This is a genomic window from Saccharomonospora iraqiensis subsp. iraqiensis (genome assembly GCF_000430445.1).
Taxonomy (GTDB): domain Bacteria; phylum Actinomycetota; class Actinomycetes; order Mycobacteriales; family Pseudonocardiaceae; genus Saccharomonospora; species Saccharomonospora iraqiensis.
The window spans coordinates 74288-95718 of the sequence record NZ_KE387110.1; the positions used below are offsets into that span (position 1 = coordinate 74288).

Here is a 21431-nt window from a genome sequence, read left to right on the forward strand (position 1 = left end):
CGGGCCCGGTCGGCCACGGCCTCCCGGGCGGCGGTCAACTCGTCGGCCACCGCGGCACGGCCCTCGCGCAGCGCCCGGCCCAGGGTGACGACCTCGCCCACCTTCTGCTCGGCGAAGGCCAGCCACGATCGGATGCGCGGGTCCATGTCCGTCTCGGCGGTGACGTCGTACGGCACGTGCAGCAGCGAGCACGACGTGCTCACCGCGACGTCGCCGGCCATCCCGAACAACGTGGCGGCGGTGGTCAGCGCCGCGTCCAGGTCGGTGCGCCAGACGTTGCGCCCGTCCACCAGCCCGGCCACCAGCGTCTTGTCGTGCAGCCCGCGCACCGCGGACAGTGCGTCCACAGTGGAGCGTCCGGCGACGAAGTCGACGCCGACCGCCTCGACGGGGGAGGACGCCAGCACACCGAGCGCGTCGCCGAGGTCGCCGAAGTAGCTCGCCACCAGGACGTTCGGCCGTGCGGCCGCGTCCCCCAGCCGCCGGTACGCCCGGCGCAGCGCGTCGAGTTCGACGTCGGAGCGGTCGGCCACGAACGCGGGCTCGTCCAGCTGCACCCACCCGACCCCGGCCCGGTGCAGCTCGGCCAGCAGCTCGGCGTAGACGTCGAGGAGCTCGTCCAGTTTGTCCAGCGGGTCGAACGAGTCGCACGAGTCGGCGTCCGGTTTGGACAAAAGCAGGAACGTTACCGGCCCGACGAGCACCGGACGGGTGTCCACACCCAGCTCGGCGGCCTCCCGGTGGCTGGTCAGCGGTGTCCGGTCGGACAGCGTGAAGCGGGTGTTCGGCCCGATCTCCGGCACGAGGTAGTGGTAGTTCGTGTCGAACCACTTGGTCATCTCCAGCGGCGGCGTGGACTCCACGCCCCGCGCCATGGCGAAGTAGGTCTCCAGCGGGCCGAGCCCCAGCCGGGTGAACCGGGGCGGCACGGCGCCCACGGTGACGGCGGTGTCCAGCACGTGGTCGTAGAAGGAGAACGTGTTGCCGGGCACCGACTCCAGCCCGGCCTCGTGCAGGCCGCGCCAGGTGTCGGTGCGCAACCGACGGGCCACCTCCCGCAGTTCGGCCTCGTCGGTGCGGGACGCCCAGTAGTTCTCCAGGGCGCGTTTGAGTTCCCGGCCCGGCCCGATGCGGGGCCAGCCGAGGACGGTCGATCCGATGCGTGGGGTCGTGCTGGTCAACGCTCTCTCCTCGCGAGCTCGACGGCGTGGCCGCCGTGATCGACGCGGGAGGGAGCGCAGGCGAGCGGCGGGGCGGCGTGCGGCCACCCCGGGCATCTCGTCCGCCGGGCCTTCCCGCGAGACCTCGGACAGCCGCGCACACCGGCGGTGTGCGCACCGGTGGCAGGTCTTCGGACTCGCGGGCGTTCCCAGCCGGAAGGGCCGGTATTCCTAGGCGCCGTCGCTTCCCAGACTCACCGTCCAGTGCGTCCCGGGTTCACCGGGCACGGCGTTCGTTCCCACTCACCGCTGCGGGGCAGTCCCGGACTCGCACCGGGTTCCCTCTCGCCTCGTCCACCACCACGCGCGACCTCGGCCACGCCCGGCGGCACACGAACCACCAGCACGTCTCAGGCTAGTGGTGTGTCGGGCGTTGGCAAGGCCGCCCGCACGGTGGACACCCGGACGGGCGGCGCGGTGGGGGTGCGGCGGCGCGGCGCTGACGTGCGCGTTCGCCGGTGACCTGGCGGTGGTGGAGATGCCGCTCACAGTGACCGGCTCACTGCCGGGTCCACTCCCCGCAGCGGCGGGACTGGAAGTCCTGGCCCTCGGCGAGGGTGACGGTGGGGTTTCCGCCTCCGGGGATGTCGTTCTCCAGGAGGTCGCTGCCGTTGCTGCCGGACGCCGAGATCGCCCAATAGCAGTCGGACGAGACGTCCTGGGCCCGGTAAGTCCCGGGCTCCAGGTCCACGCCCACGGTCCACGTCCCGTCGCCGACGGTGTTGGCCGCGATCTCCTCCTCGGTCGCCGAGATCTCGGCCTCCCGCTCGTCGAGCTCGCTGCTGCGCTCGTCCAACGCCGCCTCGCGGTCGTCCAGGTCCGCACCGCGCTCGGCGACCTCGGCCTGGCTGCTCCGCAGCGCGTCTAGCTCGTCCTGCGGGATCTCCCCGGGGACGGTGACCTCCCGGATCTCGGAGTCGGGCGCGGCGATCGTGGCGCCGATCCCGACCCCGGCGCCGAGGGCGACCAGTGCGACCACCGCACCGACGATCCACGGCCCCCGCCTTTTCGGCGGCGGCGCAGGCGACGGTGGGTGTCCGGGGGCGGTGCCGAAATGTCCGGCCGGTGGCGTGTTCGGTGTTGGCATGTCTCTTCCCTTCGAACGTCCGCAGGTTCGTCGGGACCGGCCCCCCGTGCGTTAATGCCGGAGCACGAATCGGTGGTCCACGCCGCTTGCACCCCTCCCTGTGCGCGATCTGTGTGGGCTGATTCAGCTTTTCCACGAGAGGGCGGCCGTCGTATAGCGTGAAGGGGATTCCCGCTGGAACGCGGCCGATATAGGGGCGGGCATCGATGTCGGCAAGGTCTTCCGCAGTCGAGCCGGGAGGACGCCGACCTGGGAAAGGATGAGCCGTGGTTCACCAGGAGCGAGAGCAACGGGGCTCGGAGTACGAGGGGACCGAGCCGCAACCCGGCCACCTGACCGGTTCGCAGGAGAAGTTCGCCGCCTCGGCTCCCACCGGAGCCAGGCGGCGGGCCGGGCGGAAGCTCTTCGAGCACCAGGCGGAGCTGGATGCCGAGTGGCACCGGCGGGTGGCTCCCCCAGCCGTGCGGAGACGGGTCGAGGAGCTGATGGGCGCCCGGTGGGGTGAGCCGGTTCTCGTGCTCCGGCTCGACGGGAACGCGAAACTGGCATTCGATGTCCCGGGCAGGCGCACCGACGGTACCGTCCGGGGAAAGAAGTTGGTCCGGCGATTCTTCGTCACCATCGCCCATGGCATCGGCCTGGCCGTGGCCGCCTTCCTCGCGCTGTCGAGCGGCAACGGCCTCGGCAACGGGGGCAGGAAGAACGCGTCCGCGACGAAGCCGGTGCACGTGCAGGGCCCGGCGGATGCGAGGGCGCTCGACATGGTCGACACCTTCCGGCGTGCCGAGGGCGCCTGGCTGGTGTGCTCGCCGTCGCACCTCGCGCTCGTGGACACCGGCTCACCGCTGCGCGACCCGGCCGACGCTCCCGAACCGGAGATCGTCTGGGAGGGTCGGCGACCGCACCTGCCGGAGATCCGCCTCCGCACACGCTCCCTCCTCTGGTCCGACGGCTCCCGCTTCACCTTCCCCCTGGCGGGCCGCCCCGAGGAGCGGCATCTCCGGGACCACCTCACGCAGCCGGGCACCGCGGCGAACAACTGACCAGTACTCCCTTGTTCAAGAGGACGATGCGGAAACAGACGCAGGAGCGTGCCCGGATGTTCGCCCTGCCCGTCTCGGGACGCGGGGCTTGCTGCTGTCGTCGCTCGTGGCCGCGTGGATGAGCGCGAACGTGGAAGTGGTTGCGAGTTCCGCTCTGGGAAGCATGACGTCACTGTCGGGTGCTTCGCTTGGAGCAGGCGATGGTTCGCCGGGACCGGCCTGGTGCGCTGGCCGGGTCGTCTGCGCGTCGGGGACTCACGGACGGCGGTCGCAATCGAGGAACAGACGTTCGATCCCGTGCTTGGCGATCCGGTACACCCATGGGCCGGGGAGCTTCGCCAATTCGGCGATACGGGGAACGTGTCGCTCGAAACGGTCGACCATTTCGTGGACCGGTGTGTTGTTGTTGCTGAAGACGATGTAGCGGGCGCAGGCGAGACAGATGGCTCGTCGTTCGAGTGGATTGCGCACGATGTTCCGGTCCGCGCCGACCAGTATCCGGCCGTCCGCGCTGACCTCGGCGATCCATCGCGTGTCCGCGACGTGCTCCGCACTTCTCCTGCGCAAGTATGAGTACAACATGTGGTTCGACAACCTCGGCCGCAAGATCGCGAAGGACCACCACGCTCACGGCGTCAAGCAGCACAAGGACGACTTCAAGCTCCTGCAGGCGTACCTGAACGGCGAGGACTGCGGCGACCTCCTCGACCGCTACGAACCGCCGATCACCTCGGTGGACCGCGAAGCCGAGATGCGCGCCGCCTACGCCGACTTCACCCGCCGCTTGGAGCAGAGGTGACCGCCACGGCATAGCGACCGCGAGCCGGAGGTCTCGGCTGGCTCAGCGGAGAGGCCGGGTCAGTCGACCATTGTCACAGCATGCGAGACGACGGCGAAGCCGCTCCTGAGGGGCCTTCGCGCCCCGCTGTACTGCGCCGTCGTCCCCGGAGCTGCACGCCCGGGTCACGTCGCGAGGACGGCAGTGTTGAGCCGGTGCTGGAGTTCGGCGACGTCGGGGATGTCGGCGTGCCTGGTGGCATTGCGGTGGAGGTCGCGGAGGGCTTCGGTGGCGCGGCGGGAGTGGAGCGTGTCGGCGTGGTCCAGGGCGGCCGAGGCGATCGCTGCACCCTCGTGGGGATCGCCTGCCTCGAAGTGGAGCGTCGAGAGCGTGACTTGTTGGAAGATCTTGGCCCGGTTGGCAGAGGTGCCGTGGCTCTCGATGGCCGTGGTGAGGCGTTGCGTGGCCTGCGTGGTCGTGTCCCCGGTCTTCGCGAGTTCCGCCAGCACCGTGCCTTGCCCGCCCTCGTGATCGGCGGCGGTGTAGACGAGGTTGGGCGGGTGCTCGTCAGCACGGATGTCGGTGAACTCCTCGTCGGCGCGGCCTACAGCCGAGTGGGTGTCCTGCACCCTATGCATGTTGGCGAAGGAACAGGCCCGCACGTTGTGGATTCCCGCCCGCCGCGCCGGGGTGAGGCGTTCGGCGCGGACAAGAGCGTGTTCCGTCAACGTGAGCCCCTTGTCGTACTGGCCCAGCCGGTTCTCCTGCTTGGCCATGTTGAGCAGCGTCCAGGCGCGGAGATCCCAGTCGTCGGCCTCTTCGGCGCAGGTGAGGGCGAGCTGGAAGAGCTTGCGGGCCTCGTCGTGGTGGCAGGCGTCGAAGGAGATGAAGCCGGTGGTGCGGGCGAGGTCGCCCACCGCGCGGTAGAGGCCGGGGCGTAGGTGGTCCGGGCAGGTGGCGTTAAGCAGTCCGGTGGACCAGCGGAGCTGGGCCAATGCCGCGTCGCGCACGACCCCGCTGCCGTGAGTGCTGTCCCAGGAGCGGAACGCCTGCGCCGCGGTGCGGATCTGGTCGATCTCGGTTGTGCCGATGCGGCTGGGTGTGGGGGTGGGGTGGCCGGTGTCGTCGAGGAGTGTGGCGAGGGGGCCGAGTGCGAGGGTTCCGGCGGTGAGGGCGGTGGTTTTGAGGAATTGTTTGCGGTCCACGTGGGGTAACCTCACGACGGTGCGGCAGCGGGTGGTGAAGCCGAGGGCGGTGTCGGTGGGCACGCCGAGGATGTGGCGGAGGGCTTCGCGGTAGCGGCGGTTGGGGCACTGGATGACGCCGCGTTCGATCTTGCCGATGTAGTTGGTGTCGAGTTCGACGCGTTGCAGGTGGCGGCGCCAGAGGTAGTCGTTGACGAGTTCGGCCAGCTCCTGGCGGGAGAGGCATTCGTCGGGCCGGGTGGGGGAGGCGGTGCGGTGGCGTGCCTGGGTGAAGCGGTGGTTGGGTGTCGCCACGGTCGGATCTCCCCCTGCTGTCGTGCGTGTGTGGTGTGACGGTGGTGATGGTGGCACGGTGTGTGCGCAGGTCACGACCCACGAACGGGCGAAGTCGGCGATCCTCCCGGCATCCTCCCCCGACCATCCCACCCGCCGGCCGGGAGTGGGCCGGCCGAAGGCGCATCGACGCCGGCGGCAGGGGAGCGTTGGCTACGTCGACGGCGGAGTGGCTCCGTGCCGGGCGTCGGCTCGCGGAGCTGACAGTCTTGAGGGACGGGAAAGTAGGGCTGGGGTGCGCGTTGCCACCCCAGCCTCGAACGGTGCTATGACGGAGTTCTCTGCGTTGAGTTGCCGTCAGGAACTCAAATTGGCGATGATCGCTTCGCCAACCTTGTCGGAGAAGCCACAGGGGTCGGATGCATCCGGAACCTCATGGAGTGCCACGTAGACGTATGCGACCGTACTGTCGTCCACTCCGATCCACAGGTCGCAACGGCCCATGTCCCGGCGACCAGTGGGGCTTGCGTACAGAGCGGGGTATCCGCCGATCTGTACCTCTTCCAGCACTTCAGAGTCCTGGTTCAGATCGCGAATATCCTCTAGCCCGTTCGCATTCTCGGTCATTATCATAAGATCCGCATGACTCCTAGAGTCATCCTCTCGCGCCCACTTGCACGCGTTGGAGACTTGACTTACGGTGTCCTCGTTGAGTTCCCCTGCGGTCAGGTTGAGATCTGTAAGATCATTTTCGGCGAGGGCAGTGCAGGGCTGTTCCAACAAGTGTGTCGTATCGAGTGGTTCGTCGATCGGAATATCATCACTCGATCCGGAAGAGGATGTCGCTACGGAGTCTGTGGTCGGGAGTGAAGTCGTCGGCGTCCCCGACTCGCTCTCCGCGCACGAAGTCAGAACCAGGGCGAGTACAGCACCGATGACGCTGGCCGACTGACGTCGGATGGTGCTCATACTTCCACTCTCCGATCTCGCGACGTCGCTGGTCGCCTGTTCGTCCCGTAAGTTCATTCTCCGTGGTTATCTTCCAGGGGCTCGATGTACTGCCCGACCGAAGAGCACCGTTCAGACTGCAAGTTTGCCATATGACACACGTTGCTTTGAGGGATGAGCAAGTAGGGCTGGGGTGTGTGTAGTCACCCCAGCCTGAAACCGCGCTATGACAGATGTGCCTGGCGTTGAGTCCCCCGTCAGGAAGTCAAGTTGGCGATCATCGCTTCGCCGACCTTATCGGCGTATCCGCAGGGATCGGATGCTTCCGGGACATCGCGGAGTGCCACGAAGACGTAAAAAACCTCGGAATTGTTTACTCCGATCCAGAGATCACAGCGTCCTCTGTCTCGTTGATCGAAGGTGCTCGCGTGCAGCGCTGGATACTTGCCGATCTGCGTCTCGGCGAACAACTCTGAATCTGTGTTTTGCTTGCGAATGTCTTCCAACCCGTTTGCGTTCTCGGTCATTACTATGAGGTCGACGCGACTTCCGGAGTCTTCCGAACGCTCCCAAACGCATGCATCAGCAGCCGAACTTGCAGTGTCAGTATCGACGCGTCCTTCCGTCAGATTTAGGTCAGTGCGGTCGGCGTCAGTGAGGGCGGTGCAGGGTTGATCCAGCAAGGGGGCCGTGTCGATCGGATCTTGAATCGTAATGCCCCCGCTAGGGTTGGTGGAGGATGCTGAAGGACGGTCGCTGGCCGGTGTTGACGTTGTCGGAGTTCCCGACTCGCTCGCCGCGCAAGAAGATAGAACAAGTGCCAAAGTGATAGGGATGAGGGTGAACGAATAACGTCGGATGGTGCTCATTATTGAATTTCTCCGGTCTTGGCGATGTCGCTCTGCGCCTGCTCGTCCTGAGTGCTGATGCTTTCTCTTGCGTCCTTCAATGCTTCGATGTACTTATCAACGTATTTGATCATGCCTTGGATTGCTTCGAGGAATGACTCGCCGGACGGGTTGGCCCTCTTCGTGAAATCGCCGCTGGCGAACTCCTTCCCTGGTGGATCGATGTTGGTCATATACCCCGCCCTGCGTTCATCGTCCAGTAGAGCAGATCGTAAATCCTCCCACTCGGCGATGATCGCGTCGAGTTCCTCGGGGGAGAAGCTGAAGCTACCTTTCGGCGCGCTGGACGTTCCCGCGAGGAACGGTGCGGCGACCGAGATCATCGTACCGGCGACCCCTGCCACGCCCGGTAGAGCGCTGCTCATACCCGTTGCCCGAACTGCGGCGTCTGCCTGCGTGTCCTCCGCCATGACCCAAAGCCCCTTCCTCTTTGCGTCATCGATCATTTGCGATTGTTCTGTGGGCGACCGTTCACTATCGCCCAGGTTCGAGGCCACAGTACGTCACGCGTGGCCGTGTGTGGTGTTAACCGGAGCAGTGGCCCCCTGACGCGCAGGCGCGGCGGGGGAGCTGCCGGTCGAGTTGGCTCAGGCCGCCGACCAGCAGCTCGACACCGTCGTACGGTATGTGCAGCACGCGGACGGGCCGGCGGGGGAGCAGTTCACCGCCGAGATCGGTGCCGTGCAGGCCGAGGTGCGGACGATGCTCGGCCGGCTGGCCGAGGTGCAGGAGCGGTTGCGGCAGGCGGCCCAGCAGGTCCTGCACTGCGGTGGCGGTTGAAGAGGTGACGCCGGTGCCGACCGGGAGGCGGGCCGTTCCCGCCCGACCGGTGCCGCCGCACCGGCTGACGCCGAGCACGCACGGGTTTCCGCGCTCGTCGAGGAAGTCGTGCGGCGGGGTCACAAGATCACTCCCAGCGCGGTGGTCCGGATCTTCCGGACCCGCGACCGGCGGCTGGTCTGGTTGGAGGAAGGAGACGACGACAGCGGTCTCGGACACCTCATGCAGCCCGAGCGGGTCGCGGAGTTCGAGAGCTTCGGCGTGGCACGCTCGGAGATCGTGGACGTGCTCGTGCGGGCGTTGACCGGGAGCACGCCGGTGGGTATCTCCGGGAAGGATCGTCTGGTGTACGAGGTGTGGCACGGAGGGAAGCGGTGTCGGATCGCCGTCACCGTGGGGAGTAACGGGTACATCGTCGGGGCGAACCCGATCAGCGCGGACAGGAAGTTGAAACCTCTGCCATGAGTGAGAAGACAGTCGTGCGCCTGGAAGCCGAGTGGGATGTCGGGCCGTTCTGGGTGTCGGTGGGCGGCTCGGTCTCGGACAACTACCTGCCCGACGAGGTCACCGAGGTGGTGCCGCTCAGCGGGGAGCTGGTGGCGGCGGTCGCGGAGTGGGACGGGCGCTACCAGGCCGCGTTCGACCGGGACGTTCCGCAGGACTCAGGGATGAAGGATCCCGCCGACCGTGAGCGGTTCGACGCCGAGGGGCTGGAGCTCGCCCGGCGGATACGGCGGGAACTCCCGCCCGAGTTCGCCGTGCGGTACACGACGCTGGACGGGCGGACGTCCGGGATCGGATGATGGCACCCGCTGCCGGGCCTCGGCTGACCACGGAGGAGGACGGGTGTTTGCGGACGACGACCCCGTGTGGGAACAGCACAGCGGCGGCCGCGGCCACCGGGACCGGCCGGAATGGCAGTGTCCCGACGACCTCGCCCTCGCCGAGGCCTTCTACGGCACGGTCCGCGGGCGGGCGAAGGTGTTCCTCGACGTGTTGATCGACCACCCGGGCATGCTGCTGGGCGTGACCGACCTGCACCACCTGACCGGGGACGACGCCTTCGGGACGCGGCGCTCGGTCGCCGGGGTGGTCAGTGGCCTGCACCGGGCGCACCGGGATTCCGGGCGACGGTATCCGTTCCACTGGTGGGGCGGAGACTTCGTCTGCTACGGCATGAAGCCCGGCGTGGCGGAGCTGTTCCGGCGCGCCCGGGAGGGCGGCGCGGCATAGGAGGCGGCTCGCTCCAGTCCACCTCGCCCGGGAGGTTGGTGGGATCCCTGGTCGGCTCACTGCGCATCACAAGTCCTGTGTCGTAGCATCGTGTAGCGCGCTACAAAGTGCGGCGATTCAGTGAGGGAGGACACGGCGGATGAAGCACGATTACCGGATCGAGGGGCACGTCAACGGGCGTCATGTGCTCGGGCGTGGCGTGGGCGAGATCGACGTCGCCACCGGGGTCAGCGAGATGGAGGTCTGTTTCGAGCGCATGGCCGACGGGTGGGACCCGCGCAGCATCGTCCTGATGTGCTGCGACCGAGCCCTCGTCATGGCGGCCCGTGAGACCGCGGACACCGTCGGCATGTTCCGGGCGTCCGGTGGTGTGCTCTCCATCGGGGGACACCTGCCCGGCAACGGCCGGGACAGCGTGCTGCGCACCGCCGAAGGCGAGCTGATGGCCCACGTGCGGGCCACCTCGACGACCGACTTCCGTTCCGGGCAGCCCTTCGACCACTCCCGGGTCGAGGGCGGGATCTCGCACCTGCGGCGGGGTGTGAACGGGATCCGCCACATCCCGGCGTTCGACGGCGTGATGATGCAGGCCGGCCCGAACCTCGTCGTGGTCACCACAAGGTTCACCGCCGAACTGGAGGATGGCACCGTCATCCACGGTTCGACGAACTACCCGCACTACCTGCCGGAACAGACCATGGAGATTCCCGAACATCAGCTCCTGCACGTGGAATCGGTGGGACAGGAGCTGGACGGTGACCACCTGCACTCGACGGTGACCACCCAAATCCTCCCGCTCGCCTCACCCGGCACGAACCTCACCGACTCACCTGCCGAGCGGGTCCCGGCGGCGGCCTGACCGGCTATGCCGCGGCGGTTTCCCCGGTCCGAGTGATCCGGCCCGGGCCGGGGAAACCGGTAACCTGGACAGATCCCCGCACCGCCGAGTGCGGGCACCACCTCGTCACCGGAGCGCCCGATGTCCCGTCGCTACATCACGACCGCCATCCCGTACGTGAACTCCGAACCGCACCTCGGGTTCGCGATGGAGCTGGTGCAGACCGACGTGATGGCCCGGCACTGGCGGCACCGCGGGCACGAGGTGCGGTTCCTCTCCGGCACCGACGACAACAGCCTCAAGAACGCGCTCGCGGCCGAGTCCGAGGGCGTGCCCACCGGCGAGCTGGTGGAACGCAACGCCGCCGCCTTCCGCGCGCTGCGCGAACCCCTCCGGCTCAGCTTCGACGACTTCATCCGCACCAGCGTCGACCCCCGGCACCGCACCGGGGTCGACCGGCTGTGGCGGGCCGCCGACGCCGCGGGCGACCTCTACCGGAAGGACTTCGAGGGGCTGTACTGCGTCGGCTGCGAGCAGTTCTACACCGACACCGAACTGCCCGACGGAGTCTGCCCCGAGCACCTGACCGCGCCCGAGCTGATCCGCGAGGAGAACTGGTTCTTCCGGCTGTCCCGCTACGAATCCCGGCTGCGGGAGCTGATCGGGTCCGGCGAGCTGCGCATCGAGCCGGAGAGCCGCCGCAACGAGGTCCTCGGCTTCCTCGACCAGGGGCTGCAGGACTTCTCCGTCTCCCGCTCCACCGGGCGCGCCCGGGGTTGGGGTATCGAGGTGCCCGCCGACCCCGACCAGGTGGTCTACGTGTGGTGGGACGCGCTGGGCAACTACATCACCGCCCTGGACTACGGGACCGACGGTGAGAACTACCGGCGCTGGTGGGTCGACGCGGAGCGACGCACCCACGTGATCGGCAAGGGCATCCTCCGGTTCCACGCGGTGTATTGGCCGGCGATGCTGCTCTCGGCCGGACAACCGCTGCCGACGACGATCGTCGTGCACGACTACCTGACCGTGCAGGGGCGCAAACTCGGCAAGAGCCTCGGCAACGCGATCGACCCGGTGTCCCTCGTCTGCGACTACGGCGCCGACGCGCTGCGCTGGTGGCTGTTGCGGGAGGTCCCGCGCGTCGGCGACGCCGACTTCACGACCGGCCGGCTCCTCCGCCGCTACCACGACGACCTGGCGAACGGGCTGGGCAACCTCGTCAACCGGGCGGTCAGCATGGTGCACCGGTACCGGGGCGGCACGATCCCGGCACTGCCGGACCCGGTGCCCGAGCTGCCGTTGACCGACGCGATCAGCCGCGCGCCGTCCGACGTGGACGCCGCGATGGAGCGGTTCGACCTCCGCGCCGCCACGGCCGCCGTGTGGCGGATCGTGGAGGAGGCCAACCGCTATGTCGTGGCGACCGAACCCTGGCAACTCGCCAAGGCGGAGAAGTCGGGCGACACCGCCGCGGGCTCCCGGCTGGACACCGTGCTGGCGTTGCTGGTGTCCGCCTGCCGTGCGGTCGCCGACGAGCTGAGCCCCTTCCTCCCGGACGCCGCCGAGCGGGTCACCGCCCAACTCGGCGGCGGAACCGACCGGCCCCCGGCCCCGACACCGCTGTTCCCCCGCATCGAGGTGGAATCCGAAGCGGCGATCACGTAGTTGTTCCGCCGAGCGTGATCGCGTGAGGGCATACTGTTGCCGTGCACATGGCCCGGTGGTTCCGTATCGCGGCGGCGGTGTATCTCGGGATGGCGGTGTGGGCGGCGACGGTGCCCGTGTCGCCCGCGGAGCCCAACACGCACTCGCCGGAGACGTGCGGCACCGCGCTCGCCCGCTCGGCCGAGTTCTCGCGGCTGCTCGGCGTGGACGACCCGTCGGGGCGGCCGCAACGCCTTGTGGTGGGGCGGGAGATGATCGAGGCGATCGTCAATTGTGACCAGCGGCGTGGCGAACAGCAGATCGTCACCACGTTCGCCCTGGGCGGTGCGGCGGCCTCCGGTGCGTCGGCGTTGTCCCATCACCGCAGGCATCGCCGGCACGACACCCTCCGGCCGTAACACCCGGCGGACTCCGGCCGACTCCGACGCGGCGGAGCGCGTCCGCCGTTCGCGGTGGACCGGACGACGTGCGGGAGGTGTTCGATGGAGTGCTGGTGGTGCCGCGAGCCGACCGACGGGGCGAGGTGTCGCGCCTGCGGTTCCCGTCAGCGACCCGAACTGCGGCGGACGGTCTGGTGGCTGGTGGGCATCGTGCTCGCCGCCACGGCCATCGTCGTGCCCACGGAGCTGCTGAGTGACCGGGCCGAGCGGGACGCCGATGACGTGGCGTCCGGCGAGGTCCGCGCCACCGACAGCACCGCAGGGGCCGGCATCGCCCGGAGCAGCGAGACGTCGTCCGGTCCGCCGACCACCTCGCCCACCGTGGAACCGGAGCCGGACTTCGCCGCGATCTACTCCCACACCTCCACCGGGGTGCTGCCGGTGTGGGCGGTGACCTGCCACGGTGGAGGGACGGGCACCGGGTTCCTCGTGGACGACCGAACCGTGGTCACCGCCGCGCACACCGTGGAGGGCGCCGTCGCGGTGTCGGTGCAGGTCGCGGGCGACCCGGTGTCGGCCCGGGTGACGGCGCTGGACACCACACTCGACGTCGCCGTGCTGCGGCTGGGCACCGACGTCACCGGCGCGGTGCTCTCGTTCGCACCCACCGGGCCGGAGTTCGGCGACGACGTGGCCGCGCTCGGCTACCCGGACGGTGGCGCGTTGCGGATGACCGAGGGGAGGGTACTCGACGAGCACGACTCGGTGCCGATCGAAGGTGATCGGCGGTACGGCCTGGTGACGACCGACGCCACCGTGCGGCCGGGCAATTCCGGCGGGCCGCTGCTCGACGCCCACGGCCAGGTCGCCGGTTTGGTCATCGCCGGGACCCGGGACGCGCCCATCTACAGCTACGCCGTGCCCGCCACCACGGTCGAAGCCGCGATCCCGGACCTGCCTCCGCCGGAGCCGGTGGCCTGCGACCGGGCGCCACTCGGCCCCGAGGGGGCCGACGTCGCCGGGCTGCCCGGCCCGGAGGACCTGGAGCTCGCGGCCCTGGCGCGGACGTTCGGCGACTACTTCGGCGGCATCAACAGCGGCGACTACGCCCTCGCCTACGCCCAGCAGTCCCCGCGCCTGCAGGCCGGATCCACCCTCCGCTCGTTCCGCGACGGCGTGGAGACCAGCTACGACCACCAGTTCGACGTCCGGGACGTGCGCCTCGGCGCCGACTCGGCGTGGGTGTGGCTGGAGTTCGTCAGCCTGCAGGACCCCGACCACGGCCCGGACGGCGAAGGCTGCACCGAGTGGTCGCTGGAGTACGACCTCGTCCGCACGGCCGGGGGCCGGTACCTGATCGACGACGTGCGCGGGCACGGCGGCGGCCCCGGCCACCGGCCCTGCGCCGGGTGGTGACCGGTGACCCCTGCCCACGGCGGGAGTGCCCCTGGCCCGCCCTCATCGCCCGGGACCGACACGTGGTGATGCGGTGTGCGATGTGCACTGTCTCTTGTGCACGGTGCTGGGCTACAGGTGTGCGGTGGGGAATCGAACCCCGTCGCGCTGCCCTTCGCGCACCGGGCCGATAACGGTCGACCGCCGGTGTGCCCGCTTCCCTGGCGACTACCCGCTCCCGCCGTGGGCGGGGTCAGTCGAGGAGGTCCACCTCCCAGTTCGTGCGCTGGATCGCGGTGTCCAGCTCGCGGATCTGCTGGGCGAGCCGGTCGGCCTCGGCCCGCAGATCGGCGACCGGCAGCGCGGCCAGCATCTTCAGCTCGGACCGCATCTGCCGCATACCGGGCTGTCCCCGCCCCGAGGCAGCGTCGGCGGCCGCGCTGACGACGCTGTGCCGTAGGCGCAGCGCGTCCCGGCGGGCGAGTGCGTCGGTGACCGTGCCTTCGCCCAGCGGGGTGGCGGAGTTGGTGCGGTTGATCCGGCTGATCAACGACTCCAGCTCCGCACACGCCTCCGTGGCCCGGGTCAGCAGCTCCGCGGCGTCCTCGGTCGGCTGTTCGCCCTCCTGGTACCGGGCGTTGGCGACGATGCGCGACCGCAACTGCTCGACCCGACGTGAGGCGTCGGCGCGGTCGGCGAGTGCCTCGGCCAGCTTCATGGCACCCCCTCCTGGCTTCGTCCGGTGACGGGGGGATTCTGGCGGTTGCGCCACCTTCGGTGCACGCGATTTCTGCGGGGCCCGGCACGGCGGTCCGGCCGGACGTCGGCACGCGGTGACATCCCGTCCGGGCCCCTCCCGAAGCGTCGATCGGTCGTTCCGGGGCCCGGTGCACCGGGCGGACCATGCGGGGCATGACCGCATCGACACGTCACACCGGCGCCGGCGGCCGCGCCGACACCGGCCTTCGCGGCCCCGTGGACCCGTCGATCGCCGTGCTGTCCCGCCGGCAGTGGGAATCGCTCGACGACGTGTACCTCTCCTGGACCGGCGAACCCTCGGAGCTGCTGGGTGAGTGGCGCTGGCTCACGCGGCACATGTCCGGGCGGTCCGGGACGTGCTCCCGTGCGAGAACGGGTCTTCGTGTCCCGCCCGGAGAAAACCGGTTGACTTCGACCACGGTCGAGGTCGGAGGCTGGTGTCCCGAGGATCACCACAGACAGGGGACGGACATGGACGCGACAGTGCCGCGGGAGACCTTCGACACCGCCTACGACCAGGGCTGGGCGGGCTGGACGATCGGACAGCCCCAGCCCGTCGTGGCCGAGCTGGAGCGGCAGGGCTGGTTCCGCGGCAGCGTGCTGGACGCCGGGTGCGGCACGGGCGACAACACCGTGCTGCTCGTCGGGCGCGGTCACGATGTGCTCGGGATCGACTTCTCCGACCGCGCCGTGGACCTGGCCCGGCGCAACGCCGAGACGCACGACGTGCCCGCCCGGTTCGAGGTCGCCGACGCGCTGGCCCTGGACGGTGCGGAGCGCTTCGACACCGTCGTGGACAGTGCCCTGTTCCACGTCTTCGGCGCCGACGACCGCGCCCGATACGTCGACGTCCTGCACCGGGTGTGCCGGCCGGGGGCGCGGGTGTTCGTGCTCGCGCTGGCGCTGACCGACGAGCCGACGTTCGGTCCGCGCATCAGCGACGCCGCCATCTCCGACGCCTTCACCGACGGCTGGGAGCTGGAGGACCTCAGTGGCAGCGGCTACCGCGCCGTCGCGCGGGGGGACAACGCGACCGAGCTCGGCGTCGACTCCGGCTCACTGGTGGACCTGCCCGCCTGGCTGGCCCGGCTGCGGCGGGTGTGACGCGCGGTGGTGTGAGCCTTCGGCCGGGTTCGCCTCCGTGCTGGGTATCACCGGCGTGCAGGCGCAGGCGCTGCTCAAGGCCCGGCTCGGACGGACCTCGGCCGACCCGGCGATCGTTCCTGGTCCGACAGTGACCGGGCCAACCTCCTGGAACGGGTCGAGTCAATGTCACCTACGAGGACGTGCACGGCGCATAGAGTCGCTAGAGGACACCCCGGTTTCCGGGTCGTCACACCGGCGCATCCGCCCGGCGCGCACGGTCGAGGGTGACGCGATTTCGGGTCGCCCGCGTCAGCGTCTTCGTCTCGCCGGTGCTTCGGTCCCCCTGCGGGTCGGTCACCGGGGGCCGGTCGCGTGCCTCGGCCCGCATCCGACCGGGACTCGTGACCCCAGCCTGGAGTGACACGGGGCCGAATGGTCGCCACGACTGCTCCGAACAGTGCACCAACTTGTGCTTCTTTACGTCAGAAGTTAGATGGTCCCGAACTTAGGTGTTTACGCAGTGCTCTTAAGTCATTAACGTCCCGGCGAGGTTCTCGCTCATGGGAGGCGAAGATCACATGACTGATCGCGATGCCCGGGACTATCCGTCGGGACGAGGACTCTCCCGTCGCTCCATGCTGGCCGGCGCCGCGGCGGGCGTCGTGACACCGGTCGCGGTCTCCTCGTTCGCCGCGGGTTCGGCCACGGCGGATCCCGGCGACGGTCAAGGGCGCGGAGAACCCGGGAGAGGTGGCCGAACCCGTCGTATCACCATGTACGCGGAGCAGCTGCCCGACGGCATGATCGGGTACGGATTCGAGCCGGGCGGAGCCACCGTCCCCGGACCCGTACTCGAGATCTGGGAAGGCGACGCCCTCGAGATCGAGCTGGTCAACACCACCGAGAAGCGGCTGTCGATCCATCCGCACGGCGTTGACTACAGCGTCGACTCCGACGGTGCCCCGCTCAACGGGTCGTTCAACGAGCCGGGCGAGACCCGCACCTACGTGTGGCGTACGCGCGCCCCGTTCAAGGGGCCGGGAAAGCTCTGGATGCCCGGCAGCGCGGGGTACTGGCACTACCACGACCATGCGATGGGCACTCCACACGGAACGGAAGGCCTGCGCAAGGGCCTTTACGGCGCGCTCGTCGTCCGCCGCAAGGGCGACGTCCTCCCCGACCGGCAGTTCACCGTCGTGTTCAACGACATGACCATCAACAACCGGGTCGCGCCCGACGTCCCGGTGCTGGAGGCCAACCTCGGTGAGCGTGTCGAATTCATCGCCATCGGGCACGGCAACAACTTCCACACCTTCCACGTGCACGCCCACCGGTGGGCGGACAATCGCACCGGCTACCTGGAGGGCCCGAACGACCCGAGCCGGGTGATCGACAACCGCGACCTCAACCCCGGCGACTCGTTCGGATTCCAGGTCATCGCGGGAGACGGGGTCGGACCGGGTGCGTGGATGTACCACTGTCACGTGCAGTTCCACTCCGACGGCGGAATGGCCGGCGTGTTCCTGGTCCGCAACGCCGACGGAAGCATGCCGGAGGGCGCCCGGGAGGCGCTCGACCGCTACCACGGGCACGCCGGCGGCTGAGTCGGCGGACGACGACGGCACGCCGGGATCGGCGTGCCGACACCCGAGTAAGGAGTAGAGATGAGTCGACGGAGATGGTCAGCTCTACCCCGCCGGAGACGCACCGGGCCGACGCCGCTGCGGCGCGGTCTGGTGCTGTTGACGGGGACGACCCTGGTTCTGGGACTCGCCGCGGCCCCGGGGCTCGGTGCTCCGGGGCAACCGAACGGTCCGCACGGTGCGGAACGGGGCACCGCCGGAAAACCCGCCGGGAACCAAGCGGGAGGCGCCACGGGCGACGGGGACGCGACGCCCTCGGTCCTGGTCTTCCACGGTCCTACCGACCAGCAGGACGACCCGGTCGCCCGTGCCGCCGAGACGTTCGGTGAGCTGGGCGCCGCCCACGACATCCGGGTGGAGACCACCACCGACCCGGCGGTGTTCACGCCCGACACGCTGCGCTCCCACCGCGGTGTGGTCTTCCTGTCCGCGCAGGGCGCCGAACTGAACAACGCCCAGGAGTCGGCGCTGCGCTCCTACGTCAGCGACGGCGGAGGCTTCCTCGGCGTCCGCGACGCGGCCACGGCCCAGGCTCGGTCCGAGTGGTTCACCGACCTCCTCGGCGCCCGCCCGGCGGGAACCCGGCCCGAGCCGGAGGAGGTCGCGGGCGTCACCGCCAGCGGGGAGAACCCACCGAACGAGACCGCGGACAAGCTCGTCGACGGCGACGACAACACCAAGTGGCTCACCTTCGGCGCGACCGGGTGGGTCACACTCGAACTCGCCGAACCGGCCGCCGTCTCGCACTACGCGCTCACCTCGGCCAACGACTTCGCCGGGCGTGACCCGAAGGACTGGACCCTGCAGGGCTCGACGGACGGGCAGAGCTGGACCGACCTGGACCGGCGCACCGGCGAGGACTTCCCGGACCGCTTCCAGACGCGGGAGTTCCGCTTCGACAACGAGGACTCCTACCGCCACTACCGGCTCGACATCACCGCCAACGACGGCGAGGACGCCACCCAGCTCGCCGGGATCGAGCTGTACCCGTCCGACGCGACCCCGCCGCCGGACGCCGGTCGCGAACCGCAGGAGGCCACGGTCAGCGTGGTGGACCGGCGGCACCCGGCCACCGAGGACCTGCCCGCCACCTGGACCCGCACCGACGCGTGGCCGAACTGGGCGACCAACCCGACCGGGTCGGTGCACACCGTGGCGCAGGTGCAGGAGCACACCTACGACGCGGGCCGGGACGGCAACGGCGCGTTCCACCCGATCTCCTGGTGTCACGACTACCAGGGCGGCCGGTCGTTCTACACCGGCATGGGCGGCACGGCGGCCTCCTACGACGAGGAGACGTTCCGTTCCCACCTGCTCGGCGCGCTGCGCTGGACCACCGGGCTGGTGCGCGGTGACTGTCAGGCCACCGTCGCCGACAACTACGAGGTCGAGCGACTCAGCGGCACCAACACCGAGGGCGGGCTCGACCAGCACGGCGAGATGCACGGGCTGACCGTCGCCGACGACGGGACGGTGTTCTACGTCGGCAAGGCCGCGTGCGCCTCCGGCCCGGTCCCGGACTGGGAGGACGAGAACGTCGGTCTCGGCTGCGGCACCATCCACCAGTGGGACCCCGAAACCGAGCAGGTCAGCCACCTGACCACGCTGGAGGTGTTCGGCAACCGCGGCAGCGGGGACGAGCTCGTCAAGACCGAGGAGGGCCTGCTCGGCATGGCGCTGGACCCCTCCTTCGCCGACAACGGCTGGATGTACGTGTACTGGATGCCGTACGGCTCGATCGACAAGGACGAGCGGATCGGCAAGCGGACGGTGTCCCGGTTCACCTACGACCACGCCACCTCCACGATCGACAAGGCCAGTCGCGTCGACCTGCTGCAGTGGGACACTCAGATCCACAGCTGCTGCCACGCCGGCGGCGGGATGGACTTCGACGACGCGGGCAACCTCTACATCGCCACCGGGGACAGCAACTCCTCCCGCGGCTCGCAGGGGTACTCGGGCAACAACTGGACCGAGGACTACAAGGGAGTGTCCTTCCAGGACGCCCGAAGGACGTCGGGCAACACCAACGACCTCAACGGCAAGATCCTCCGGATCCACCCGGAGCCCGACGGCAGCTACACCATCCCCGAGGGCAACCTCTTCCCGGAGGCCGAGGACCCGGGGGACAAGACCCGCCCGGAGATCTACGTGATGGGCGTGCGCAACCCGGCGCGCATCCAGATCGACGACAAGCACGACTGGCTGACCGCGGCCTGGGTGGGTCCGGACGCGTTCGACCCGAGTCCGGAACTCGGCCCGGCCAAGTACGAGACCGCCACGATCATCACCTCGGCGGGTAACCAGGGCTGGCCGTACTGCATGGGTGACAAGCAGCCCTACCGCGACCGCAGCAACACCGACGCGTCGGTGCTGACCGGCTGGTACGACTGCGACGACCTGAAGAACACCTCCCCCCGCAACACCGGGTTGGTCGACATCCCGGACACACGCAGCAACATGATCTGGTACTCGCCGCACGGCGGCGGCCCGGTCTTTCCCGACCGGGGGGACGGCAGCGGGGTGCCGAGTTACGTGCAGGAGGAGGCCACCTACACCCAGCCGTACCTCACCGGCGGTTCCCAGGCGATCATGTCGGGACCGACCTACCACCGCTCGGAAGCCGACACCGACAGCGGGGTGGCCTGGCCCGCTCACTGGGACGGCAAGTGGCTCATCGGGGACCAGTCCAACCCGAACAACCGGGTGGCGGTGACCGTGGACCCGGACACCGTCGACGAGGCGGCGCCACCGCTGTACGCCGAGGACCTCCGCGACATCATCCCGATGGGTGGCGGGGACCGCGAGCTGCAGAGCTGGATGGACGCCGACTTCGGTCCGGACGGCGCCCTCTACATGATCGACTACGGGGGCGGGTTCTTCAGCCTCAGCGACAACCAGAAGTTGATCCGCGTCACCTACACCGGCGGCGCCCCGACCCCGCGGCCGCAGGTGGAGGCGACGGCCGTGCAGGGCTCGCCGTTGACCATGGCGTTCACCGGTGCGCGGTCCGGCGGCGTGTCCTACGAGTGGGACCTCGGCGACGGAGCCACCTCCACGGAGGCGAACCCGCGGCACACCTACGCCGCGACGGGCACCTACACCGCCACGCTCACGGTGACCTACGCGGACGGGGAGACGGCGACCACCAGCATCGAGGTCACCGTCGAATGCGCCGTGCCCGACGACCGCGCCACGGTGTGGATGCGCGACGCCGACAGCGGGGTCGCCAACGCCGGGGTCGGTGGCGGCTGCACGATCAACGACCTGATCGACGACGAGGGCACCTGGGACACCCACGGCGCGTTCGTCGACCACGTGAACGAGGTCGCGAACAAGCTCCGCGCCGACGGCGTGATCAGCGGCAAGGAGAAGGGCATGCTGACCCGGACCGCCGCGAAGTCGGACATCGGCAAGAAGGGCGACTCCGGCTACGAGCACCTCTTCGACGGCACGGCAGGCTCCCTCGAAGGCTGGCGGCAGGCGCCCAGCGGGCACTTCGAGATCACCGACGAGGGATCGCTGCGCAGCTCCGGTGGGATGGGGATGCTCTGGTACGCCGCCGAGGAGTTCGGGGACTTCTCCCTGAAGCTTCGGTTCCGCGACGTGGCCCCGGAGGGACACCGGGCCAACAGCGGTGTCTTCGTCCGCTTCCCCGACCCGCGCACCCCGCTGGAGGAGCGGCCCGAGGGGTGCTCCACCCAGGGCGCCGCACGGACCTCCCAGGCGTGGGTGGCCGTCTACTGCGGACAGGAGGTGCAGATCTACGACGGCGAGTCCGGGGAACCACAGAAGACCGGGTCGATCTACAACTTCGACCCCGTCGACCTGGCCGACTCCGGTGCCACGCCGAAGGGGGAGTGGAACGACTACGAGATCCGGGTCGTCGACCAGCAGTACACCATCCTCCGGAACGGTGAGGTGATCAACGAGTTCGACAACGGCCCGGGCAAGGACTCGCTGCGGGACGGTGACCCGCCGACCGGTGAGCGGCAGTTCGCCCGCGGGTTCGTCGGTCTGCAGAACCACGGGAACAACGACCTCATCGAGTTCCGCAACATCCGCGTCCGGACCCTGTAGTCCGGCGGTACGAGAGGGACGAGCTGATGTATCCACGATTAGGCACCCCCGCGCCCCCGGCGGCGCGGGGTGGTCCCACCCGCCTGGCGGCGCACGCGCGGCGGGCG

The 21431-nt window shown here is 69.4% G+C and carries 20 protein-coding genes, 1 pseudogene and 1 riboswitch; of the genes and pseudogenes, 13 read left to right on the plus strand and 8 right to left on the minus strand.

Annotation, left to right across the window (positions count from 1 at the left end; all coding sequences use genetic code 11):
- Positions 1-1181, minus strand: a pseudogene (locus ACTIR_RS23810) (5-methyltetrahydropteroyltriglutamate--homocysteine S-methyltransferase); the annotation flags it as partial.
- Between the two features lie 144 nt (positions 1182-1325).
- Positions 1326-1536: riboswitch (cobalamin riboswitch) on the minus strand.
- Between the two features lie 183 nt (positions 1537-1719).
- Positions 1720-2199, minus strand: a complete 480-nt coding sequence (locus ACTIR_RS23815) for a hypothetical protein (RefSeq protein WP_154663787.1) — start codon at positions 2197-2199, stop codon at positions 1720-1722.
- A 374-nt stretch (positions 2200-2573) separates the two neighbouring features.
- Here ACTIR_RS23815 and ACTIR_RS23820 point away from each other — a divergent pair, with 374 nt between their 5' ends.
- A complete protein-coding gene (locus tag ACTIR_RS23820) occupies positions 2574-3350 on the plus strand; it encodes a hypothetical protein (protein ID WP_233345927.1) in 777 nt (258 codons plus the stop codon).
- 255 nt (positions 3351-3605) lie between these two features.
- Here the strand turns inward: ACTIR_RS23820 and ACTIR_RS0116250 are convergent, their stop codons facing one another.
- Positions 3606-3932 carry a PIN-like domain-containing protein gene (locus ACTIR_RS0116250; RefSeq protein WP_026455074.1) on the minus strand — a complete coding sequence of 109 codons (327 nt, stop codon included), beginning with the start codon at positions 3930-3932 and terminating at the stop codon, positions 3606-3608.
- Between ACTIR_RS0116250 and ACTIR_RS0116255 the strand changes: the two genes are divergently transcribed.
- Positions 3931-4149: a hypothetical protein gene (locus tag ACTIR_RS0116255; protein WP_026455075.1), complete on the plus strand. Its 219-nt coding sequence runs from the start codon at positions 3931-3933 to the stop codon at positions 4147-4149. The two genes, ACTIR_RS0116250 and ACTIR_RS0116255, sit on opposite strands and share 2 nt — an antisense overlap.
- A 164-nt stretch (positions 4150-4313) precedes the next feature.
- On the opposite strand, the gene ACTIR_RS0116260 is transcribed toward ACTIR_RS0116255, so the two are convergent.
- The 4 genes from ACTIR_RS0116260 to ACTIR_RS0116270 all read right to left on the minus strand — a co-directional run bounded on the left by ACTIR_RS0116260 (position 4314) and on the right by ACTIR_RS0116270 (position 7908).
- Positions 4314-5627 carry a helix-turn-helix domain-containing protein gene (locus ACTIR_RS0116260; RefSeq protein ID WP_026455076.1) on the minus strand — a complete coding sequence of 438 codons (1314 nt, stop codon included), beginning with the start codon at positions 5625-5627 and terminating at the stop codon, positions 4314-4316.
- Positions 5628-5963: 336 nt separating this feature from the next.
- Complete coding sequence (locus tag ACTIR_RS25540; protein ID WP_084789576.1) at positions 5964-6575, minus strand: DUF3558 domain-containing protein; 612 nt, start codon at positions 6573-6575, stop codon at positions 5964-5966.
- A gap of 236 nt (positions 6576-6811) precedes the next feature.
- A complete protein-coding gene (locus ACTIR_RS25545; RefSeq protein ID WP_084789572.1) occupies positions 6812-7423 on the minus strand; it encodes a DUF3558 domain-containing protein in 612 nt (203 codons plus the stop codon).
- Complete coding sequence (locus ACTIR_RS0116270; protein WP_233345928.1) at positions 7423-7908, minus strand: hypothetical protein; 486 nt, start codon at positions 7906-7908, stop codon at positions 7423-7425. The genes ACTIR_RS25545 and ACTIR_RS0116270 overlap by 1 nt, the downstream gene beginning before the upstream one ends.
- A gap of 136 nt (positions 7909-8044) precedes the next feature.
- Between ACTIR_RS0116270 and ACTIR_RS0116275 the strand changes: the two genes are divergently transcribed.
- From ACTIR_RS0116275 to ACTIR_RS24885, 8 genes are all read left to right on the plus strand, one after another.
- A complete protein-coding gene (locus ACTIR_RS0116275) occupies positions 8045-8242 on the plus strand; it encodes a hypothetical protein (RefSeq protein ID WP_034240481.1) in 198 nt (65 codons plus the stop codon).
- 108 nt (positions 8243-8350) lie between these two features.
- Entirely contained in the window at positions 8351-8707 is a 357-nt protein-coding gene (locus ACTIR_RS0116280) for a hypothetical protein (RefSeq protein WP_026455080.1), read from the plus strand.
- A complete protein-coding gene (locus ACTIR_RS0116285) occupies positions 8704-9045 on the plus strand; it encodes a hypothetical protein (RefSeq protein WP_026455081.1) in 342 nt (113 codons plus the stop codon). The genes ACTIR_RS0116280 and ACTIR_RS0116285 overlap by 4 nt, the downstream gene beginning before the upstream one ends.
- A 43-nt stretch (positions 9046-9088) precedes the next feature.
- Positions 9089-9475, plus strand: a complete 387-nt coding sequence (locus ACTIR_RS0116290) for a DUF6416 domain-containing protein (RefSeq protein ID WP_026455082.1) — start codon at positions 9089-9091, stop codon at positions 9473-9475.
- 139 nt (positions 9476-9614) lie between these two features.
- Positions 9615-10334 carry a hypothetical protein gene (locus ACTIR_RS0116295; RefSeq protein WP_026455083.1) on the plus strand — a complete coding sequence of 240 codons (720 nt, stop codon included), beginning with the start codon at positions 9615-9617 and terminating at the stop codon, positions 10332-10334.
- 120 nt (positions 10335-10454) lie between these two features.
- The gene (locus ACTIR_RS0116300; protein ID WP_026455084.1) at positions 10455-11981 is read left to right on the plus strand and encodes a methionine--tRNA ligase; all 1527 of its coding nucleotides are present in this window, start codon (positions 10455-10457) and stop codon (positions 11979-11981) included.
- Positions 11982-12028: 47 nt separating this feature from the next.
- Positions 12029-12379, plus strand: coding sequence for a hypothetical protein (locus tag ACTIR_RS0116305; protein WP_026455085.1), 351 nt, complete (start codon positions 12029-12031; stop codon positions 12377-12379).
- A gap of 183 nt (positions 12380-12562) precedes the next feature.
- Positions 12563-13777: a trypsin-like peptidase domain-containing protein gene (locus ACTIR_RS24885; protein WP_026455086.1), complete on the plus strand. Its 1215-nt coding sequence runs from the start codon at positions 12563-12565 to the stop codon at positions 13775-13777.
- A 232-nt stretch (positions 13778-14009) separates the two neighbouring features.
- Here ACTIR_RS24885 and ACTIR_RS0116315 read toward each other — a convergent pair whose 3' ends face one another.
- Positions 14010-14474 carry a DIP1984 family protein gene (locus ACTIR_RS0116315; protein ID WP_026455087.1) on the minus strand — a complete coding sequence of 155 codons (465 nt, stop codon included), beginning with the start codon at positions 14472-14474 and terminating at the stop codon, positions 14010-14012.
- A 512-nt stretch (positions 14475-14986) separates the two neighbouring features.
- On the opposite strand from ACTIR_RS0116315, the gene ACTIR_RS0116320 reads away from it, so the two are divergent.
- From ACTIR_RS0116320 to ACTIR_RS0116335, 3 genes are all read left to right on the plus strand, one after another.
- Complete coding sequence (locus ACTIR_RS0116320; protein ID WP_026455088.1) at positions 14987-15619, plus strand: class I SAM-dependent methyltransferase; 633 nt, start codon at positions 14987-14989, stop codon at positions 15617-15619.
- Positions 15620-16179: 560 nt separating this feature from the next.
- On the plus strand, positions 16180-17205 hold the full coding sequence (locus ACTIR_RS0116330; protein ID WP_026455089.1) for a multicopper oxidase domain-containing protein: 1026 nt from the start codon (positions 16180-16182) through the stop codon (positions 17203-17205).
- Between the two features lie 60 nt (positions 17206-17265).
- The gene (locus tag ACTIR_RS0116335; RefSeq protein ID WP_026455090.1) at positions 17266-21324 is read left to right on the plus strand and encodes a ThuA domain-containing protein; all 4059 of its coding nucleotides are present in this window, start codon (positions 17266-17268) and stop codon (positions 21322-21324) included.
- Positions 21325-21431: the final 107 nt, after the last annotated feature.

Coding starts and splice junctions, on each gene's coding strand:
- ACTIR_RS0116255 (WP_026455075.1), top strand. CDS start 3,931: ATGTGGTTCGACAACCTCGGCCGCAAGATCGCGAAGGACCACCACGCT.
- ACTIR_RS0116250 (WP_026455074.1), bottom strand. CDS start 3,932: ATGTTGTACTCATACTTGCGCAGGAGAAGTGCGGAGCACGTCGCGGAC.
- ACTIR_RS25540 (WP_084789576.1), bottom strand. CDS start 6,575: ATGAGCACCATCCGACGTCAGTCGGCCAGCGTCATCGGTGCTGTACTC.
- ACTIR_RS25545 (WP_084789572.1), bottom strand. CDS start 7,423: ATGAGCACCATCCGACGTTATTCGTTCACCCTCATCCCTATCACTTTG.
- ACTIR_RS0116270 (WP_233345928.1), bottom strand. CDS start 7,908: ATGATCGATGACGCAAAGAGGAAGGGGCTTTGGGTCATGGCGGAGGAC.
- ACTIR_RS0116285 (WP_026455081.1), top strand. CDS start 8,704: ATGAGTGAGAAGACAGTCGTGCGCCTGGAAGCCGAGTGGGATGTCGGG.
- ACTIR_RS0116295 (WP_026455083.1), top strand. CDS start 9,615: ATGAAGCACGATTACCGGATCGAGGGGCACGTCAACGGGCGTCATGTG.
- ACTIR_RS0116300 (WP_026455084.1), top strand. CDS start 10,455: ATGTCCCGTCGCTACATCACGACCGCCATCCCGTACGTGAACTCCGAA.
- ACTIR_RS0116305 (WP_026455085.1), top strand. CDS start 12,029: ATGGCCCGGTGGTTCCGTATCGCGGCGGCGGTGTATCTCGGGATGGCG.
- ACTIR_RS0116315 (WP_026455087.1), bottom strand. CDS start 14,474: ATGAAGCTGGCCGAGGCACTCGCCGACCGCGCCGACGCCTCACGTCGG.
- ACTIR_RS0116320 (WP_026455088.1), top strand. CDS start 14,987: ATGGACGCGACAGTGCCGCGGGAGACCTTCGACACCGCCTACGACCAG.
- ACTIR_RS0116330 (WP_026455089.1), top strand. CDS start 16,180: ATGACTGATCGCGATGCCCGGGACTATCCGTCGGGACGAGGACTCTCC.
- ACTIR_RS0116335 (WP_026455090.1), top strand. CDS start 17,266: ATGAGTCGACGGAGATGGTCAGCTCTACCCCGCCGGAGACGCACCGGG.